Source organism: Sedimentibacter sp. LTW-03 (assembly GCF_052059825.1).
Taxonomy (GTDB): Bacteria; Bacillota; Clostridia; order Tissierellales; family Sedimentibacteraceae; genus Sedimentibacter.
Map to the genome: position 1 here is coordinate 2284050 of NZ_CP197180.1, position 19039 is coordinate 2303088.

The following is a 19039-nucleotide window of genomic DNA, read 5'->3' on the forward strand; positions in this document are numbered from 1 at the left end:
TAATTTTCTTATTTGTTTTTCAGCTGTTCAAGTCTTTCAACTACTTTTTCCATCATTGACTGATATTTTGTCTGTTTTTCTTTTTCTTCGTTTACTACATTCTCAGGTGCTTTGCTGATAAATTTATCGTTACTAAGTTTATTATAAACTCTTTTCAACTCACCTTCAAGCTTTGATTTTTCCTTTTCAAGCCTTTCTATTTCTTTCTCATAGTCTATCAGATCCGAAAGTGGTAAGTATATTTCTGTTCCATCTATTACTGAAGACGCAGTATCTTCTTCTATTAATGATTTGTCATCAACTATCTTGATTTCTGTTATATTTGCCAGTGTAGCAAAGTGCTGCGATCCTAACTGTATAAATTCACCTGCACGATCCTTGTTTGGTACGAAAATGGCTCTTGCCTTTCTTGATGGTGCAACATTCATCTCAGCCCTTGTGTTTCTTATACTTCTTACAGCTTCCATAATAAATTCCATGGCTGCTTCCGCTTCTTCAAAGTTTTCTTCCTCTTTATACAGCGGCCATTCTGACTTTACAAGTCTCGTATTTGTGTCCGGAAGGTATGACCATATCTCTTCTGTTATGAAAGGCATAAACGGATGTAGTAGTTTAAGCATATCCTTTAATACTTTTATGAGAACAAATCTCGCAGTATCCTTATCAGAGCCTTCATCTCCGTACAGTCTTGGCTTAACAATCTCAATGTACCAATCACAGTATTCGTTCCAAATAAAGTCATACACTCTTTGAGCAGCAAGGCCAAGTTCAAACTTGTCGAGATTTTCTTTAACCTCTTTAGCAGCTTTGTTCGCTCTGGAAATTATCCACTTATCTTCCATCCTGTAGTTTTTCTCTGCCTCTTCTTTGCTGATTAAGTCCCCTTCAATGTTCATCAGAACAAATCTTGACGCATTCCAAAGTTTATTGGCAAAGTTACGGCTTGATTCAAGTTTGTCATTATTAAATCGCGTATCATTTCCAGGAGAGATTCCAGTCATAAGCATAAACCTGAGAGCATCGGCTCCAAACTGGTCTATAACCTCTAGCGGATCAATTCCATTTCCTAAGGATTTGCTCATTTTTCTTCCTTCAGCATCTCTCACAAGTCCGTGTATAAACACATGCTTAAACGGTGATTCACCTGTGGCTTCTAAAGCTGAAAATACCATACGAACAACCCAGAAAAATATTATGTCATAGCCGGTTACCAAAACATCCGTTGGATAGAAGTATTTCAGATCTTCTGTATTATTTGGCCACCCCAATGTGGAAAATGGCCATAATCCCGACGAGAACCACGTATCAAGAACATCTTCGTCTTGCTTGATGTTGGTACTGCCGCATTTTGAACATTTATCTGGAGCTTCCTTGGAAACCATTACTTCTCCACATTCCTGGCAATAATATGCCGGAATTCTGTGTCCCCACCAAAGCTGCCTAGATATACACCAGTCTCTTATGTTTTCAAGCCAGTGAGTATATATTTTAGTAAAGCGTTCCGGAACAAATTCAACATTCTTTTCCTCGCTCGCTTTGAGGGCTGGTTCCGCAAGCTTTTTCATGCTTACGAACCATTGGTCTGACACTCTTGGCTCTATTATGTTGTGGCACCTGTAGCATGTTCCTACATTGTGATCAGTTTTTTCTATTTTAAGCATAAATCCGCTTTCTTCCAAATCTTTTACAAATGCCTTCCTGCACTCATAACGGTCCATGCCGTTATACTTACCGGCCTCAGCATTCATTGTTCCATCTTCATTCATGCAGTTTATCTGCTCCAAATCATGGCGAAGACCAATTTCAAAGTCGTTAGGATCATGACACGGTGTAATTTTTAAAGCTCCGGTTCCTTTAGCTATATCAGGATATTCATCTGCTATTATAGGAATTTCTCGCCCTACAAGAGGAACTATAACCTTTTTACCTATAAGGTCCTTGTATCTGTCATCGTCCGGATGAGCAGCTATTGCAACATCCCCGAACATTGTCTCAGGTCTTGTTGTTGCTACAACGAAGTATTCGTCCTGGTTATCTGCATATGGATACTTAACATAGTAATAATTACCCGGTGTGTCTTCGTGCTCAACTTCGGCATCTGAAAGTGTTGTATGGCAGTCCGGGCACCAGTTAATTATTCTGTTTCCTTTGTATATGAGACCTTTGTTATACAAATTCACAAAAAATTCCTTTACTGCCTCGTTGCATCCTTCATCCATAGTAAATCTTTCTCTGGACCAGTCACATGAATTTCCAAGTTTTTTAACCTGCTCAACTATTCTTCCGCCATATTCTTCTTTCCATTTCCAAGCTCGTTTCAGGAATTCTTCTCTTCCGATATCTTCTTTAGATTTTCCTTCTTCTTTTCTTATTTTTTCAACTACCTTAACCTCAGTTGCAATGCTTGCATGGTCAGAACCAGGAAGCCACAATGCTTCATAGCCCTCCATCCTTTTCCATCTGGTAAGTACATCCTGAAGAGTCATATCAAGGGCATGCCCCATGTGCAACTGTCCTGTAATATTTGGGGGAGGCATCACAATTGTAAATGGTTTTTTATCATAGTTTACTTCAGCCTTAAAGCAATCCTCTTTTACCCATGTGTCATAAATTTTTTCTTCAAATTCTTTAGGGTTATACTTGCTTGGTATATTATTCATACTATCATTCCTTCCTTTTAAATGTTATAAACAAAAATTATTTAAATAACAAAAAAGCGGGAGTTCTTCGTCATAAGGACGAGAAAACCCGCGGTACCACCTAATTTCCATTACTGGCTCTTAAAATTTATAACGGTCACACCGTTTAATCCTACTGCTGTTTCGGATTAAATGCTCCAAAGCTACCTTCAGCACAAATTGACTTATGAAACCTTTCAACCGGTGGGTTTCAATCTCTGTAAAGTTTATGCGCATACTCCTCTTTTTCATAGCAGTTTATTTAATTACCTACCATAATATTAAAAAATAGTATCTTTGTCAATGTTTTTTTAAAACATTATAGACGCAAACCAAAATTAAAATCATCCTTCCACAAAACAACTTTGTTATTCTTCAGTGACTTTTTAATATCTATTATTCTTTGGTTGGAAGATCCTCTAAATCTGAGATTGTTTTGAAAAAACTCTTCCTCGTATTTCCCATCAACCAGAACATCGCATAACTCTAGCAAACCAAACTGCACCTTATTTGAAATTATTTCTTCATACGTATGCCCGCTGTAAATCCATATATTTTTATCTGTGTTTTGTTTTATCACTTTAGCAAGCACAGCCAGTGATTCTGCCTGCATCATTGGCTCACCGCCTATAAATGTAATATCCGTAAATTCTTCGGTAATTTTTTTGTATACCTTATCTATTTTCATTTTTTTTCCGGATTTTATGTCCCATAAATCTCTGTTGTGACACCCTTCGCAGCAGATGTCGCAGCCACTTAGATACAGAGAAGTTCTGAATCCAATTCCGTCCACTATGGTATTGGGCACTATATCCGCTACATAAAGAAATTTATCCATCAGCTATGGCACACCCTGTCTCTTAATTCTGCTTTCTTGGCGTCATTCCAGCTGTCTACTCCACCCACAAGATATCCGGTTATCCTTTGAATGGTATCAATGTCACTGCTTCCGCACTCTGGACACGATTCTAACTTTTCTGAAGCATCTTCATACCCGCAGCTTTTGCATCTGTTTCGCGTATGGTTTACTGAACCGTATCCCATGTTGTATTTGTCCATAAGCTCTACAGTCTGCAGTACAGCTGAAGGATTATGTACCGCATCGCCGTCAAGCTCCACATAAAATATATGTCCGCCTCTTTCATAATCATGGTACGGTGCTTCTATCTTAGCTTTATGCTCTATTGAGCATTTATACCAAACAGGAACGTGCGAGCTGTTCGTATAATATTCTTTATCCGTTATATGAGGAATGCTTCCAAACTGCTTCCTGTCTTTTTTTATAAATCTTCCGCTAAGCCCTTCGGCAGGAGTTGCCAGCAGGCTATAATTCAAATTGTAGTATTCAGCCTTTTCTTTTATCTTGGTATTCATGAACTTTACTATTTCAAGTCCTAGTTTCTGAGCTTTTTCGTCCTCTCCGTGATGTTTACCCGTTAATGCTATCAGCGCTTCAGCGAGGCCAATAAAACCTATTCCCAATGTTCCGTGCTTCAGCACGCTTTCAACGCTGTCATTGTATTCCAGCTTTTCGCTGTCAAGCCACATTCCGTTCATTAACATTGGAAACTGCTTTTTGACAGCCGTACTCTGGAATACATATCTGTCATGAAGCTGTTCTGCCGCAGTGTCTATACATTTTTGAAGTTTTTTAAAAAATTCTCTTTTTCTGTCCTCAAGCTTTTCTATTTCCATGCACTCCAGCGCAAGTTTTACTATATTTATAGTTGTAAATGATAAATTTCCTCTTCCTATGGATGTTTTTTCACCGTGCCTGTTTTCAAAGACTCTGGTTCTGCATCCCATTGTTGCCACTTCTTTTTCAAATCTTTGAGGATCATCCCCATTCCAATCCTCGTGTTGATTAAAAGTTGCATCTAAATTAAGATAGTTAGGAAAAAATCTTTTAGCAGTAACCATGCACGACATTTTAAATAAATCGTAATTTCTATCCTCAGTCAGATAGTTTACACCACGTTTTTTCTTCCATATCTGTATGGGGAAAATAGGGGTCTCACCATTTCCCACTCCTCTGTATGTAGAAGCAAGAATTTCCCTGATTATGCATCTTCCCTCAGCGCTTGTATCAGTGCCGTAGTTTATAGAGCTGAACACCACCTGATTGCCTCCTCTGGAATGTATGGTATTCATGTTATGAATAAATGCTTCCATGGACTGATGAACTCTTTTTACAGTATTGTTTATTGCCTGCTGCATATATCGATCATTGCTTTTAAGCCCGTTAAGCGGCATTTCCATATAATCGTCAATTTCAATATCATAAAGCCCTTCAAGGTCAATATCCAGGAGTTGCTCAATTTTTTTAATTTCTTCCTTGTACGTCAGCCTTACATATGGAGCAAGATAAAAATCAAATGCAGGAATTGCCTGTCCACCGTGCATTTCATTTTGTATCTGCTCCATTGAAATACATCCAATAATTGATGCTGTTTCTATTCTTTTTGCAGGTCTGCTTGATCCGTGCCCTGCCCTAAAGCCGTTTTTAAGAATGTAATCCAGCGGATGCTGAAGGCATGTAAGTGATTTTGTAGGATAATAATCCTTATCATGTATATGAATATAATTGTTTTCCACATACTGCTTTGACTGCTCTGATAAAAGACAGTCATCCACAAAAGGCTTGGATGATTCACTTGCAAACTTCATCATCATTCCCGCCGGTGTGTCCGCATTCATATTTGCATTCTCCCTGGTAACATCGTTGGGGACTGCATTAACTATGTCCATATATATATCGTACTGCTTTCTGCCACGAGCTATATTCCTTTTGTTTCTGTATATTATATATTCCTTTGCAACATCCTTTCGCATACTTGCCATAAGCTTCTTTTCAACCAAGTCCTGTATATCCTCAACAGATATTGTCTCTTTGGTTTCATCAGTGATTTCCTGTGCTATTTGCTTTGCAAGTGCAATATCCTGTCCCGCAGCGGTATGATTCATAGCCTTTAGTATCGCATCGGATATTTTACTTTTGTCAAACTCTATCAGTCTTCCGTCTCTTTTTATTACATTCATTTCATACCTCCGTTTTATTTATTAGTAAATTATTCAGCTTTGCTCCTGAAAAGCGGCTTCCATAAGTATCTGTATAACTTACTAAAAAAAGTTAAAACAACTACTTAATGATTCCTTATAAAATTTATTTTATTTCATTTCTCTGTAACTCATGTAAATACCGAGTGCATACGATGCCGCTGCGTATAGTATAAGTACAGCAATCGAACCGTGTGAAAATTCTCCATTCAAAGCAATGTTTCTGAGAGATACCGACGTATGTGAAAGAGGCAGTATGCCTATAACAGTTTTAACACCGATAGGTAAATTTTCCAGAGAAAAAAACGTGCCACAAAGGAATGACATAGGCGTCATAATATATGTATTGAACCTGCTCATTTCATAATGGCTTTCTATTGAAAGTGCTGCGGTGTATCCCAGTGCGGAAAATAAAAAACTGTTTAAAAAGCAAATAATTATAAAATAGACACCTGCTTTTATGTTGATACCGAACAGCAAAGCAACAAAAATTATAAGTATTGCTGCATACATTCCTCTGAGGGCTCCTGCCAAAATATGCCCCAGTGCCATCAGTGGCATTCTTACAGGTGATGTAAGATAATATTCAAAGCTTTTTTCATGAAGCTTTGAAACAGTTATCCTTGTGGAAACGGCATTAAAACTTGTATTCATTGTAGTAAGCGCTATTATACCGGGTATAATGAAATGCATATACGTAGCTCCTTCCACAACAACATCTTTTCCAAGGCCCCAACCGAATGCTATAAGATACAGCACCGGACTCATAATTGCAGCAGATGTAATTCTGATTATACGTCTTTTAAAAAATATAAACTCTCTCCATAGCACGGTAGCAACTTCCATTATTGCACCTTCCTATTTGTGAAATTGTAGAACACATCTTCAAGTGTTGTATCTCTTATTGTATAATTCATGCTTTCGATTTCGGATGAATAATTAAGTGCCATCTGCTTATCCTCAAAAAACTTGTATCTTGTTTTGGACTCCTCATCAAAATATTCAACCGTATAAAGTCCCAGCTGTTTTTTTAGAAACCGTGGCGTATTATCTTGAATAATCCTTCCTTTATCAATAAGACATACTCTGCCGCACAAATATTCTGCTTCCTCTATATAATGTGTTGTCAACAGCACCGTCTTGTTCTTGGTTTTCATGTATTTCAGCATGTCCCAAATTTTCCTTCTTCCGTTTATGTCTATACCAACGGTAGGTTCATCTAGTATGACTATTTCAGGGTCATTAATCATAGCTTTTGCTATGGTCAATCTTCTTGCCATGCCTCCAGAAAGATTCATAACCTTTCTTTCCATGAAGTCATCAAGCTCAGCAAATTCCAGTAATTCATCTATTTTATTCTTATAGTTTTTCACCCTGAAAAGTTTTGCGGCAAACAAGTAATCACTTCCCTCATTCTGTTATTTTTTTGGGAATGAAGTAAGGACATTTATGAATTTTATCTTCATAAATATCTGCATCTATTCTAAAAATATTTTTTAACAGTTCTTTAGTTACTACATTAAGAGGGTCGCCCGACTCGCACAGCTCACCATTATTGACTACCAGTAATTTATCAGAATATCTTGCCGCCTGGTTTAAGTCATGCAGAACCATCACAACTGTTATTCCCAATGTTTCGTTTAGCTCCTTAACAAGCTCCAGTACCTCAAGCTGGTAGCATATATCCAGAAATGTCGTAGGCTCATCAAGAAGCAGCATCTTCGGTTTTTGTGCCAGTGACATTGCAATCCAAGCCCTCTGCCTCTCCCCGCCTGACAGGGTGGCTACATATCTATCTTTAATTTCAAAAAGTCCTGTTTTTTCAAGTGCCCATGAAACAATTTCTCTGTCCTCTTTTTCCAGCCTTCGTCCGAATCTAAGATGCGGATAACGCCCGTTTGTAACCAGCTCTTCTACATTTATATCGGAAGGAACCATTTTTATCTGGGGCAGTACGGCAACATTTTTAGCAATATCTTTAGTTTTAATTTTCCCCATATTTACCTTGTTCAGGTATACGCTGCCGCCTGCGGGCTTAAGGAACCCACTTACTGTCTTTATTATTGTTGACTTCCCCGAACCGTTTGGACCGATAAATGTTGCTATTTCTCCATTATTTATATTGAAGCTAACATCTTTTAGCACTAATTTTTCCCCATAGCAGACATTGAGTCTCTCAGCTGTTAATTCCATCTAGTATTCCTTCCTCTTTCTTAATAAATACAGAAAAAACGGTGCTCCCAGTGCAGACATTATAATTCCCACTGGTATTTCAATAGGTGCAAACATAACTCTTGCCAGAGTATCGCAAAGGACAACAACCGATGATCCCGTAAAGATACTGGCAGGCAGCAGGTACTTGTAATCCGATCCTATAAACAACCTTGTAATGTGAGGTACAATAAGTCCCACAAACCCTAAAAGCCCAACAACGCTAACTGCAGCTCCCGCAAGTAAAGATGAAACGATAATAAATAAAAATCTTGTGATTTCCACATTCAGCCCAAGTCCAGTAGCTACTTCGTCTCCAAGCATTAGTATATTAAGCTTGTTGGCAATAAGCAGTAAAAGTAAAATACCTAACAAAGCATATGGAAAAATCATTAAAACATGCTCCCAGTTTGTTGCCGAAAGACCTCCCACCATAAACCCTATAACTCCTGCAACCTTGTCAGGATAAAACGTCATAATAGCATTGTTGCCAGCACCTAAAAGGGATGAAACAGCAACTCCAGCCAATATGAGCCTTGTTGGAACAGCTCCCTCCTTCCATGCCAGGAAATAAATAAACAGCGTGGCAAGAAGAGCACCGGCAAAAGCTCCTGCAGGAGCCAGGAAATAGTAATCCGGAAATAAAATTAGTACTATCAATGTCATTAATCCAGCTCCTGAAGAAACTCCTATTATGTTGGGTGCTGCAAGAGGATTTCTCATAACCCCCTGAAGTATGCATCCTGACAAAGCAAGACATGTACCTGCCAGAGATGCCACAATAGTTCGCGGCAGCCTTACATTCCAAATTATCTGATAATTTACTGTTTCTTCTTCAAACATTACGGCATGCAATATTTCTCTGAATGAAATATTAACAGCGCCATTGCCAATGCTTATAAAAAAGCTTAATACGCAAAGTAAAACAAAAATTATTAAAATAACATGCTTTTTAACATTTCTTTTTTGAGCATCACATTTAGTCATATTTTTTCTCCCGAACTGGCGCCTTAAACTAGTTAGCATACGGAAACTTTATAGAATTTCCATATACAGTTCATATAATTACTTATTTTCATATACATCAGGGTAAAGAATCTTTGCCAATCCTTCATATGCTTCAGGATATTTGTCATTTGGCTTATAAAGATATAAATCTTTCGGAAGAACAATATATCTGTCTTCTTTTACAGCTGTAAGGGATGCCCATGCTGGATTGTCAAGCACATCAGACTTAAGTCTTTCAGTTACTTTTTCAAGGTCACTTCCCATGGTCTGGACAAAAATAAAGTCAGGATCTTCCTGTATTATTTTTTCCATGCTGAATATTTTTGTATCTACAGTACTGTCTTCTGAATCTGATATATTGACCGTATTCAAATCCTTAAGCATCTCGCCTACCATTGTATTTGAATCTCTCACAGTTATACCTTTAGCAGTTGCAAATATAATAACAACCTTGTATCCTCTGTCAGAAGGGGCTTTTTCGATTAGTTCATCCACTTTTTTCTGTATATCGTTAATATGACTTTCATATAAATCTTCTCTTCCCGTAATAGCTGTAAATAGTCTCACTGTTCTGTAATAATCCTCTAAAAAATCAATTTCTAAAGATATAACCTGTATATTATTCTGCTGTAATGAAGGGATCATTTCTCTATGAGCTGTATAGCCGCCTGAAAGAATAACAAGATCCGGCTGCAGCGACAATATTTTTTCAAGACTTGGAGTTCCAACAGTTCCTACAACCTCTGCTGACATAGCATTTTCAACTATTTTGTCAGATGATTCCTCAACTCTTCCTACAACCTTTCCGCCAGCCTGATCCCATATTTCAAGGATGGAATTCTGAAGTACGACTACTCTTTGAGGATTCTTTTTTATTGTTGTTTCCTTTCCCTGTGAATCTATAAACACAACATTTTCTTCATTGATTATAACGCCGTAATTTTCGTTTTCACCTGTGTTGCCCGCTTCAGGAGTTTTATCTTCAGGCTGGTTGACTTCCGGCTCAGCATTTCTGCTGCATCCAGTAAATGCTATAAGCAATACAGCAACAGCTATAAGTACAAATGATTTTAACTTTTTCATTACATCCTCCAATTAATTAATATTTTTTATCATAACCTCTTTTTGTTATAATTTTGTTATCTTTTACGTATGTTGAACTATTCCCGACTATTACAATACTCAGCATATCTACCGATTCATAGTCTATGGTGTCTATAGTACAGATACGTATCTCCTGATTTTCTCTTCCGGCATTTTTAACAATGCCTACGGGAGTCGTACCTGATTTATGATTTTTCATAATTTCAAACGCCTTTTTCAGATAATCAGGTCTTCCCTTGCTTCTCGGGTTATATATGCATATTATGAAGTCACCTTCTGATGCAAGATTAATTCTTTTGTAAATCAAATCCAGAGAAGTAAGCAAATCACTTAAACTGATATGACAAAAATCATGCATAAGTGGTGCTCCCAACACAGCTGCAGCTGCAGTTGATGCTGTAACACCGCTGATAATTTTAACATCTTCGCCGTCGGAATACTCCAACACAAGTCCTGCCATTCCGTACACGCCAGCATCTCCCGAACTAATAAGCGCAACAGTTCTGCCTGTTTTTGAAATCTCAACAGCTTTTTTTACCCTATCAACCTCCTGCTTCATTCCGTTTGAAATTACTTCCTTATCTTTTATAAGTTCCTTTATAAAATCAATGTATGTTTTATAGCCCACTATAACATCTGATTTTTTTATGGCCTCAAGGGCTTCACCGGTCATGCCTTCTCTTTTTCCCGGGCCTATTCCTACTGCATATATCATGACAACTCCCACCTTTTGTTTATTAATATGGTTGTAAAATAAGAAACATCTTCTTTTTTTATCTGCTCAATATTTTTATAAACAACTTCCTCATCTTTTGACGAATTGCTCACAATTATAGCATGCCTGCTCAAATTTTCATCCACAAGCATGGATACGATTTTGTCAAAATTGTTATACACCTTCATGAGCACAATAGAGTTTTCATTTTTAACATACCTTCTAAGTTTTTCCTCATCTATCGTTGCCGGCAAAATTACCAGCGGATCATCCCCTTCAACAAGGGGAAAATTGTTATTGGATGCAATATCTAAAAAAGACGTGATTCCAGGTATGGTCACCACATTAACCTTTTTCTTTAATATTTTTAAAAGATATATATATGTGCTATAAACCATGGGATCTCCTATGGTTACAAAACCGACCCTCATATTGTCGGAAACATCCTTTTCAATCTCGAGAGCAATGCTTTCCCATGTTTTTTGAAGTTCTAAATTATCATAATTCATAGGAAAATGCCTGATCTTTACAACTGTTTTTTCATCCACGTAATCTTTAATGATTTTATATGCTGTGCTAAATCCTTCTTTTTCTTTTGCAGATGGAACATAAAGCACATTTAGAGTCTTAATAACATCAACAGCTCTTTTTGTAACATAATCACTGTCACCGACTCCAACTCCTATGCCGTAAAATATTCCTTGAGTTAATTTATCCATCATTGCTTACACTCCTCAATATTGTACAACAGAGCATTACATATAGACGCAGCCACATTGCTGCCTCCCTTTCTTCCCCTTGCAACTATGTATTCCGTATCTTCAAGCGTCATTATGAGCTCTTTAGCCTCTACAACATTTACAAATCCTACTGGAACTCCTATTATTACCTCAGGCCTGATTTTATTTGCCTTAATAAGTTTGTAAAGTTTTATCAGAGCCGTCGGCGCATTCCCTATTGCAAATATAATAGGCCCACTTATATTACATGCTCTTTCCATGGAAACAGTTGCCCTCGTTTCTCCTCTTTCCTTGGCCTCTGCTGCTACATCTTCCTCAGCCATGAAGCAGCGCACTTCAACCCCGTATTTTCCAGCAGCATTTTTGTTTATTCCGGATCGTGCCATATTAGTGTCCGTAACTATGGTAGCTCCGTTTTTTAAGGCTTCCTTCGCTTTTTTAACAGCATTCTGAGAAAAACACATACTCGTCAGATAGTCGAAATCTGCTGTAGTATGAATAACTCTTTTAACTATGGGTTCAATTTCTTTTTCAAGAACAACATCACCCATTTCACTCTGAATTATTTCAAAACTTCTTTTTTCAATATTATGCGGTTCTACAAATTTAATATTTTCCATTATTTCTCCTGTTCGTAAAGGTTTCTTACATTAAATTTATTCAAAGCTTACTTCATAATCATCAATAGCTGCCGCAACTGTAACAGAATTAACCACAGTCTTATTTATGAACAGCCTTCCCTTCTTGCTTCCCATAATTGCGGACCTTTCGCACACACTGTCTACACCGGCAATATTTTTTACAAAATCAGAGTTGGTAAATTCCCCATGAAGGCTGTTAAGCTCATCCTTAGAATATGTGCAAAAGGGAACTTTAAAAATATCCGCCGCTTTTTTGATTCCGTATTCATCTTTTTTCAAATCTATGGAATTTATGGAGCTCACTGCAAAATGTGAAATACCTTGGTCGTTCAGAACTTTCTTAACTGCAGCATAAATGTCCTTAAAATCTGCTCCCTTTCTGCATCCGACTCCTATGGAAACAATTCGCGGAACAAGGTTCAGTGTATTTTTAAAAGGTCGTCTACCAGAATCAAGGGATATGCATATTCCTGTTTCTTTTTCTGCACAGTCTATTTCAAGCGGCAAATCTCCTATGACTTTAAAATCTGATTCAAATCCTATTTTTTTGTTGTCTAGTATTTCTGCTGCTATATCTCTCGCTTTTTTTAAGCTCATAATATGAAGATTCTTTCTGTGAGCCCATTCATCGACAGCAAGTTTCCCGTTCACATCTGTAGCAGTTGTAATAATAGGATTGCCTCCTATAATATCTGCAATTTTTATTGTCAACCTGTTTGCCCCTCCTATGTGCCCGCTTAAAAGGGAAACTACGTTTATACCCTTCTCATCCATACATATTACGGCAGGATCGCTTTTTTTACTTCTTACAAAAGGTGCAACCGCCCTTACAGCTATGCCTGCCGCACCTATAAAAATTATGCAATCTGCATCCCTAAATGACTTTTCAACTGCATTGTATAAATTCTCTTCACGAGGCTTAGCAAACTTAGATGAATCGGCATACTTTTGAGGAACGTAGGCATTCACCGAGAATTTAATTAAATTTTCAATCAATTTATCGCATAGCTTTGCACCATTTTTTGAAAATGCATATATATCAATATTCATATTTTCCTGCCTTTTGTAAACGTTCAGATTCGGCATCTCGGTACTGACCACTGTAAATGCATGATTTTTTGATAAAATTTTCAGCAAACTTTAGATTCCCTAAAAAATTGATATGGGGATATCCCATAAATTTCGTATCATCTGCTATTATAGCGTCCCAGCTTCTGGTAGATTCAGGTTTAATCGCACAAAAGGCATCACCTGTATTCGTACTGTCTGAATAGTGAAACTCATGACCGTTTATAGATTCTCCAATGCCGCACATTAAGTTTTTATTACGGCTGGTCAATGTAATGTATCCAAACCTTCTGAGAGATTCGGTCATATAGCTGTTTCCTTTCACTGCTCCCGCGAGGCTGTATGATTTTCCATCCATGTTTGTGAAACTGTCCATAAGATACATGTATCCTCCGCATTCCGCAAATACAGGAAGACCTGAATTAATTTTTCTATTTATATCCCAGAGCATTGATTTGTTCGCAGATAATTCCTCTATATGCAGCTCCGGATATCCTCCTCCTATATACAGTCCCCCAATGCCTTCAGGAAGCTTTTTATCGTTCATTGGGCTGAAACTTACAATTTCAGCACCCATCTGCTTAAGCAAGTCTAAATTATCCTGATAATAAAAGCAAAATGCCTTGTCATTGGCAACAGCAATTTTTGTTTTTCCTATAAAGCTTATACCAGGTTCCTCATACTCCAAGCAGTCAGAATTTTCAGCCAGTTCAATTAGGCCTTCTAAGTCAACTGTGCAAAGCGCCTGCCTTCCAAGCTCATCGACTATTGCCTGAAGATTTCCTACTTCTTCAGCAGTCACGAGTCCCAAATGCCTGCTTTCCAGCCTACAATCATTCAAGTAAGGCATATATCCATAAACTTTTACATCCGCATTCATTTCAATAATTTTTTTATAATAATTATACATTGCCTGAGAAACATTATTTAGTATTACGCCACAAATGTTACTGTTCTTTCTAAAAGCCTTAAATCCTTCAATTATTGCACACACTGAAGCAGCCATCCCGTCAGGATTAATGACAAGAAGCACCGGACAGCTTAATGACAACGCTAAATCATATGAACTTGACGACGTGCCATAGCCAATTCCGTCGTAATATCCCATGACCCCTTCTATAATTGAAATATCCGAATTAATACTGTTTTTGCCTAATATATATTTACAATTATTTTCGCCCACCATAAATTTATCTAAATTTCTGGAAGGAACTTTTATGACTTTTGAATGAAACATAGGATCAATATAATCTGGGCCAGCTTTAAATGAAGCAGGCCTTTTGCCTCTTAGCATTAGCGCTTTTAAAACCGCTGCCGTTACGGTTGTTTTTCCGCTATTGCTTCCTGCGGCCGAAATCATTATTCTGGGAACTTTTAACTTCACAGTATACCACTTCCCTTTCCGCTTATTATGTAAATTGGATTTTGCCCTATCATCATGTCATACTTTCCTACTTTTTTTGACTTAGACACAGAAACATTTATAATTTCCATATTTTTAATTTTATATTTTTCCATGCAGCTCAAGGCTTCATTTAAGCTCTGCAAAGTTATTGTATTTACAACAATATCTACATCTGGATTTTTTGCCAATACTATTTTGATGATTTGTTCCATATTTCCGGAACTTCCTCCTATGAAACAAGCATCCGGCTTTGGAAGATTTTCTATTGCCAATGGAGCTGAACCTTTTACAACCTCGATATTGCGTGTTTTAAACTTCTGTATATTTTTATATATGAGTTCTGCCGCCTGGGAATTCTTTTCCACAGCGTACACTGTTCCGCCATGCAATTTCAAAGCTGCCTCCACAGATACCGAACCTGTGCCCGCACCTATGTCATATACTGTGTAGTTGCTTTTCAGGTTCAGTTTTCCCACACTCAATGACCTTACCTCACTTTTCGTCATAGGAGCGCTGCCTGTTATAAATTCCTCATCCCTTATTGAACGAAGTCCTTCATCCTTTGATATAAATTCATTATTATGAATTAACATTACAGAGAGGCTTTCAAATTTCATGCCTGCAATTTTTTCCACTTCAGACTCAATTATTCTCTCATTTTCATATGACAGATTTTCGCCTACACTTACCTTTAGATGCCCCAGACCCTTGTTTGTCAAAAGCTCACATATTGCACCCGGTCCAAAATCTCTTCCTGTCAGAATAAAAGTCTTTTCATTGAAAATTACATGGGATACTACATTGATACTTCTCCCGTGGGCACTCAAATAGTTTATATTGTCCCACGAAATGTTCAACTTAGCTGTAAAATACTGAAGTGAACTTATTGCCGGAATATTTTCAATAATAATTTCATTTTTTCGAGCAATGATTTCCGTGATTTTTTTTGACAAGCTGTAAAATCCCGAGTCTCCCGACACCATAATTCCATATGAATTAAAGCGGCTTTGATCTATATACTCGCATATATTTTCTGCATTGGAGCTTTCATAAATCGTTTTACCAGAATCCATAAAACTTTTAAGCATTCTCCCAGCACCTATCAGGCACTCAGAAGAATTTACAGCTTCCTCTGATTTTTTATGCATGTAGCTTATATTTCCTATACCAAGACCTATAATATAAACTTTTTTCATATACTACCTCTAATAAGCTCTTTAAATTTCTCCACCGTTATTCCCTCTTCATATGGCCTCTTTAATACAAGACATTCTGCACCGGTTTTGGTGCATGCAGAGGCCTTTTCCTCAAAGCCTCCCGATGATGAACTTTCTTTTGTCACAACAAACCCACCACCAACTGAATTAATCATTGCAATATTCAATTCCTCGCTGAAAGGCCCCTGCATGCAGATAATATTTTTATTTGAAAATCCAAGCTTCAATGCCCTTTCTAAAGAGCTTGTCATAGGGAGAATTCTGACAAAAATTCTTTGCGCATAATTGCGTACATGCGTAAATTTATCTAAATCTTTGCTTCCTGTAGCAAGAAGAATATTTCCTTCTCTGTTGTTTAAATATGAAACAATTTCATTAACGCTGTCAAAATATAAGCACTGAGAATTTTCGCATACTTCTCTTACTATTCTTAAGTAATTAAGTCTGCAGAATTCTGCTGCCTCTCTCACATTTCTAGAGACTTCAGTTGCAAACGGGTGAGTTGCATCAATTACAAAATCAAATTGATTCTTCTCAAACAACTCAATCATTTCTTTTTTATCAAGCCTCTCACAGTAAACTGTAACATTGTCCATATCTTTTATGAATTGCTCGCCGTAATCCGTAGCTACAAACAATCTAACGCTTACACCAATGTCATTCAGAAATTCGGTCAAAAGTCTGCCCTCTGTCGTACCTCCGAAAATACAAACATGCATTAGTGGGTCCCCTTCCTAAACTCGTGAGTAAATTTTGGATTATATAATTCACTTCTTTCATAGCTGTCGCCGAGAAAATTTCCCACAAGAATAAGTGCAGTCTTAGTTATATTATTTTTTTGCATTGTTTCAGGCAGAGTTTTCACTGTACATCTAAATATTTTTTCATCTGGCCATGTGGCCTTGTACACGACTGCGACAGGAGTTTCTTCATCATACCCGCCTGCAATTAACTCCCGGGATAGTTCCTCAGTCAACCCTGAGCTTAAAAACAATACCATTGTCGCATTGTGAGCGGCAAAAGAACGTATGCTTTCTCGTTCCGGAACGGGAGTTCTTCCCTCCATCCTTGTTATTATTACAGATTGGCTCACATCCGGCAGAGTGTATTCAGCTTTAAGAGATGCTGCCGCACCGCAGAATGAACTGACACCTGGAACCACATCATATGAAATTCCATTAGACCTCAAAATATCAATCTGTTCTCTTATTGCACCGTAAATACTTGAATCACCGGTATGAAGCCTAACCGTGCTTTTGTTTTCCTTTTCCGCCTTTTTCACAACCTCAATTACCTCTTCAAGAGTCATATGAGCGCTGTTGTGGATTTCTGCCCCTTCCTTTGCATACTTTAACAATTCTTTGTTTACAAGAGACCCTGCATATATAATAACATCTGCTTCAGATAAAAGTTTGTGCCCTCTTAATGTTATTAAATCTGCCGCTCCGGGTCCTGCCCCTACAAAATTTACCATACTTTTCTCCTACCAATTTAATAGCCCGTGCTTATTTGAATACATTATGAGCTTAATGTTAATTCTATCTCCAACTCTCCTGTTTATATAATAAAGGGCTCTTTCATATATTTTTTTAATTACTTTTTTATCTAATTTTTCCTTTTTTAATATATCTATTGCCTGCTCAGTAGTAACGCTTGATAAAATCTGAGATATAACGTTACTTCCCGCACCGTATAAACCAGCATAGCAGCCTAGCATTTCCATTCTAAAATCACCGGTGTTGGAATGTGTATTCATCATACCTCCGGCTACTTTAACCAATTTGCCTATATGTCCTACTATAAGTATTTCCTTATAGTCGAGCTCCAAGGCATAATCCAGCACCTCTCCAAGATAATTGCTGAATTTAAGACTGTTTTCACCTTTTATTCCCAAGGTTTTGTCTATAAAGTTTTCCGCATAGTTTCCGGGAAACGCCAAAAGCGTATTGTATCCTCTTTCTCTTATTACCTGCATTTCAATCTTAAGACTGTCAATAAGAGCTTTTTCACTCATAGGTTCCACTATACCCGTCGTCCCTATTATAGAAATACCTCCTACAATTCCAAGCTGCGGATTAAACGTCTTTTTTGCAACCTCTTCCCCTTCGGGAACAGATATCACTATATTAACTCCGCCGCTATACCCATATTGACTGCAAATTCTCTGAACATTTTCAGTTATCATTTTTCTGGGAACAGAATTAATAGCAGGTTCTCCAACAGAACAATCCAGACCTTTCTGAGTTACTTTTCCAACACCCTTTCCTCCCACGATATTTATTTTTCCCGAATCATCCAAACTAACATCGGCATAAATTAAAATACCATCTGTGGAATCAGGGTCATCTCCGCTATCCTTTTTAACACAACATCTAACTCCATGTACGCTAAAAACAGGAGTCTTAATATCAATAATTAATATTTCTCCTCTTGGAAGCCTAACCGACACCTTATCTACAGTTTCGCCTGTAAATATCATCAATGCTCCGGCAGTTGCCGCAGCTGTAGCACATGTTCCTGTGGTAAAACCACATCTTAACTTTTTTCCGTTTACAACCATATACTTTTCCATACGCACCTCATTAACATATTTTGAAAGTATAAAAAAACTTCCGTGTTCACGGAAGTTCTAAATAACAATTGAATGACCATACTATCAAATATGTTCTTATTTTAGATTATCCTCCCGAAAATCTACAAATATATATTCTGGCAGGTCTCCTGACTTTCGGATCATCTAACACACACCTTCCCATGCATAAGCACAGTGGCATCAAGCATTATCACCTTTCACAGTAGCGGGGGCTGTAACAGCTTTTACTGTTTTCCCTTTTAAAACATAAGTTACCACAACATAATATTCGGTTTGAATCAATTATATATTATGCATTAATCATTGTCAATAAATTATAGGTCAGAAAACGGGCCGTATTTATTGACAATTAAAATGTAATATACTATACTTAAATTAATTGAAAAACCATAATATTGGTGCGCCTTGCGATAATAGGGAATTAGGTTAAAGTCCTAAACAGTCCTGCTGCCGTAATGAGAGAGCAATTTTTAAGGTTCAGCCAGCCACTGGATATCCGGGAAGGCTAAAAATTGTTGTGACCTCTGAGTCGGAAAACCTGCCGATATTATTTGCGTAAATACCGCAGATGTCATGTTCTTCAGGAAAAAAGAGCACTGGCT

17 protein-coding genes, 2 riboswitches and 1 other annotated feature are annotated in these 19039 nt (G+C 37.5%); all 17 genes read right to left on the bottom strand.

The window, feature by feature from the left end; genetic code table 11:
- Positions 1–8 precede the first annotated feature (8 nt).
- The 17 genes from ACS3UD_RS11465 to cbiD all read right to left on the bottom strand — a co-directional run bounded on the left by ACS3UD_RS11465 (position 9) and on the right by cbiD (position 18416).
- Positions 9–2660, bottom strand: coding sequence for a valine--tRNA ligase (locus ACS3UD_RS11465; protein ID WP_308139490.1), 2652 nt, complete (start codon positions 2658–2660; stop codon positions 9–11).
- 71 nt (positions 2661–2731) lie between these two features.
- Positions 2732–2939, bottom strand: a binding site (T-box leader).
- A 58-nt stretch (positions 2940–2997) separates the two neighbouring features.
- Positions 2998–3516 (bottom strand): anaerobic ribonucleoside-triphosphate reductase activating protein, encoded by a 519-nt coding sequence (gene nrdG, locus ACS3UD_RS11470; protein WP_308139489.1) that lies wholly within the window; start codon positions 3514–3516, stop codon positions 2998–3000.
- The gene (locus ACS3UD_RS11475; RefSeq protein ID WP_308139488.1) at positions 3516–5717 is read right to left on the bottom strand and encodes an anaerobic ribonucleoside triphosphate reductase; all 2202 of its coding nucleotides are present in this window, start codon (positions 5715–5717) and stop codon (positions 3516–3518) included. Before ACS3UD_RS11475 ends, nrdG begins: the two co-directional genes overlap by 1 nt.
- 129 nt (positions 5718–5846) lie before the next feature.
- Complete coding sequence (locus ACS3UD_RS11480; protein WP_308139487.1) at positions 5847–6581, bottom strand: ABC transporter permease; 735 nt, start codon at positions 6579–6581, stop codon at positions 5847–5849.
- Positions 6581–7132 carry an ATP-binding cassette domain-containing protein gene (locus tag ACS3UD_RS11485; RefSeq protein ID WP_440977623.1) on the bottom strand — a complete coding sequence of 184 codons (552 nt, stop codon included), beginning with the start codon at positions 7130–7132 and terminating at the stop codon, positions 6581–6583. Before ACS3UD_RS11485 ends, ACS3UD_RS11480 begins: the two co-directional genes overlap by 1 nt.
- A 13-nt stretch (positions 7133–7145) precedes the next feature.
- Positions 7146–7928: an ABC transporter ATP-binding protein gene (locus tag ACS3UD_RS11490; RefSeq protein WP_308139485.1), complete on the bottom strand. Its 783-nt coding sequence runs from the start codon at positions 7926–7928 to the stop codon at positions 7146–7148.
- The gene (locus ACS3UD_RS11495; protein WP_308139484.1) at positions 7929–8933 is read right to left on the bottom strand and encodes a FecCD family ABC transporter permease; all 1005 of its coding nucleotides are present in this window, start codon (positions 8931–8933) and stop codon (positions 7929–7931) included.
- A 78-nt stretch (positions 8934–9011) separates the two neighbouring features.
- A complete protein-coding gene (locus ACS3UD_RS11500; protein ID WP_308139483.1) occupies positions 9012–10037 on the bottom strand; it encodes an ABC transporter substrate-binding protein in 1026 nt (341 codons plus the stop codon).
- Positions 10038–10053: 16 nt separating this feature from the next.
- Positions 10054–10773 carry a precorrin-3B C(17)-methyltransferase gene (gene cobJ, locus ACS3UD_RS11505; protein ID WP_308139482.1) on the bottom strand — a complete coding sequence of 240 codons (720 nt, stop codon included), beginning with the start codon at positions 10771–10773 and terminating at the stop codon, positions 10054–10056.
- Complete coding sequence (gene cobI, locus ACS3UD_RS11510) at positions 10770–11495, bottom strand: precorrin-2 C(20)-methyltransferase (RefSeq protein ID WP_308139481.1); 726 nt, start codon at positions 11493–11495, stop codon at positions 10770–10772. The genes cobJ and cobI overlap by 4 nt, the downstream gene beginning before the upstream one ends.
- Positions 11492–12133, bottom strand: a complete 642-nt coding sequence (locus tag ACS3UD_RS11515; RefSeq protein ID WP_308139480.1) for a precorrin-8X methylmutase — start codon at positions 12131–12133, stop codon at positions 11492–11494. Before ACS3UD_RS11515 ends, cobI begins: the two co-directional genes overlap by 4 nt.
- A gap of 36 nt (positions 12134–12169) precedes the next feature.
- A complete protein-coding gene (locus ACS3UD_RS11520) occupies positions 12170–13204 on the bottom strand; it encodes a cobalt-precorrin 5A hydrolase (protein WP_308139479.1) in 1035 nt (344 codons plus the stop codon).
- The gene (locus ACS3UD_RS11525) at positions 13194–14606 is read right to left on the bottom strand and encodes a cobyrinate a,c-diamide synthase (protein ID WP_308139478.1); all 1413 of its coding nucleotides are present in this window, start codon (positions 14604–14606) and stop codon (positions 13194–13196) included. The genes ACS3UD_RS11520 and ACS3UD_RS11525 overlap by 11 nt, the downstream gene beginning before the upstream one ends.
- The gene (cbiE, locus tag ACS3UD_RS11530; RefSeq protein WP_308139477.1) at positions 14603–15823 is read right to left on the bottom strand and encodes a precorrin-6y C5,15-methyltransferase (decarboxylating) subunit CbiE; all 1221 of its coding nucleotides are present in this window, start codon (positions 15821–15823) and stop codon (positions 14603–14605) included. Before cbiE ends, ACS3UD_RS11525 begins: the two co-directional genes overlap by 4 nt.
- Positions 15820–16563 (bottom strand): precorrin-6A reductase, encoded by a 744-nt coding sequence (gene cobK / locus ACS3UD_RS11535; protein ID WP_308139476.1) that lies wholly within the window; start codon positions 16561–16563, stop codon positions 15820–15822. Before cobK ends, cbiE begins: the two co-directional genes overlap by 4 nt.
- Entirely contained in the window at positions 16563–17318 is a 756-nt protein-coding gene (cobM, locus tag ACS3UD_RS11540) for a precorrin-4 C(11)-methyltransferase (protein WP_308139475.1), read from the bottom strand. Before cobM ends, cobK begins: the two co-directional genes overlap by 1 nt.
- 9 nt (positions 17319–17327) lie before the next feature.
- On the bottom strand, positions 17328–18416 hold the full coding sequence (gene cbiD, locus ACS3UD_RS11545) for a cobalt-precorrin-5B (C(1))-methyltransferase CbiD (RefSeq protein WP_308139474.1): 1089 nt from the start codon (positions 18414–18416) through the stop codon (positions 17328–17330).
- A 122-nt stretch (positions 18417–18538) separates the two neighbouring features.
- Positions 18539–18711, bottom strand: a riboswitch (cobalamin riboswitch).
- 105 nt (positions 18712–18816) lie between these two features.
- Positions 18817–18997, top strand: a riboswitch (cobalamin riboswitch).
- The last annotated feature ends 42 nt before the right edge of the window (positions 18998–19039 follow it).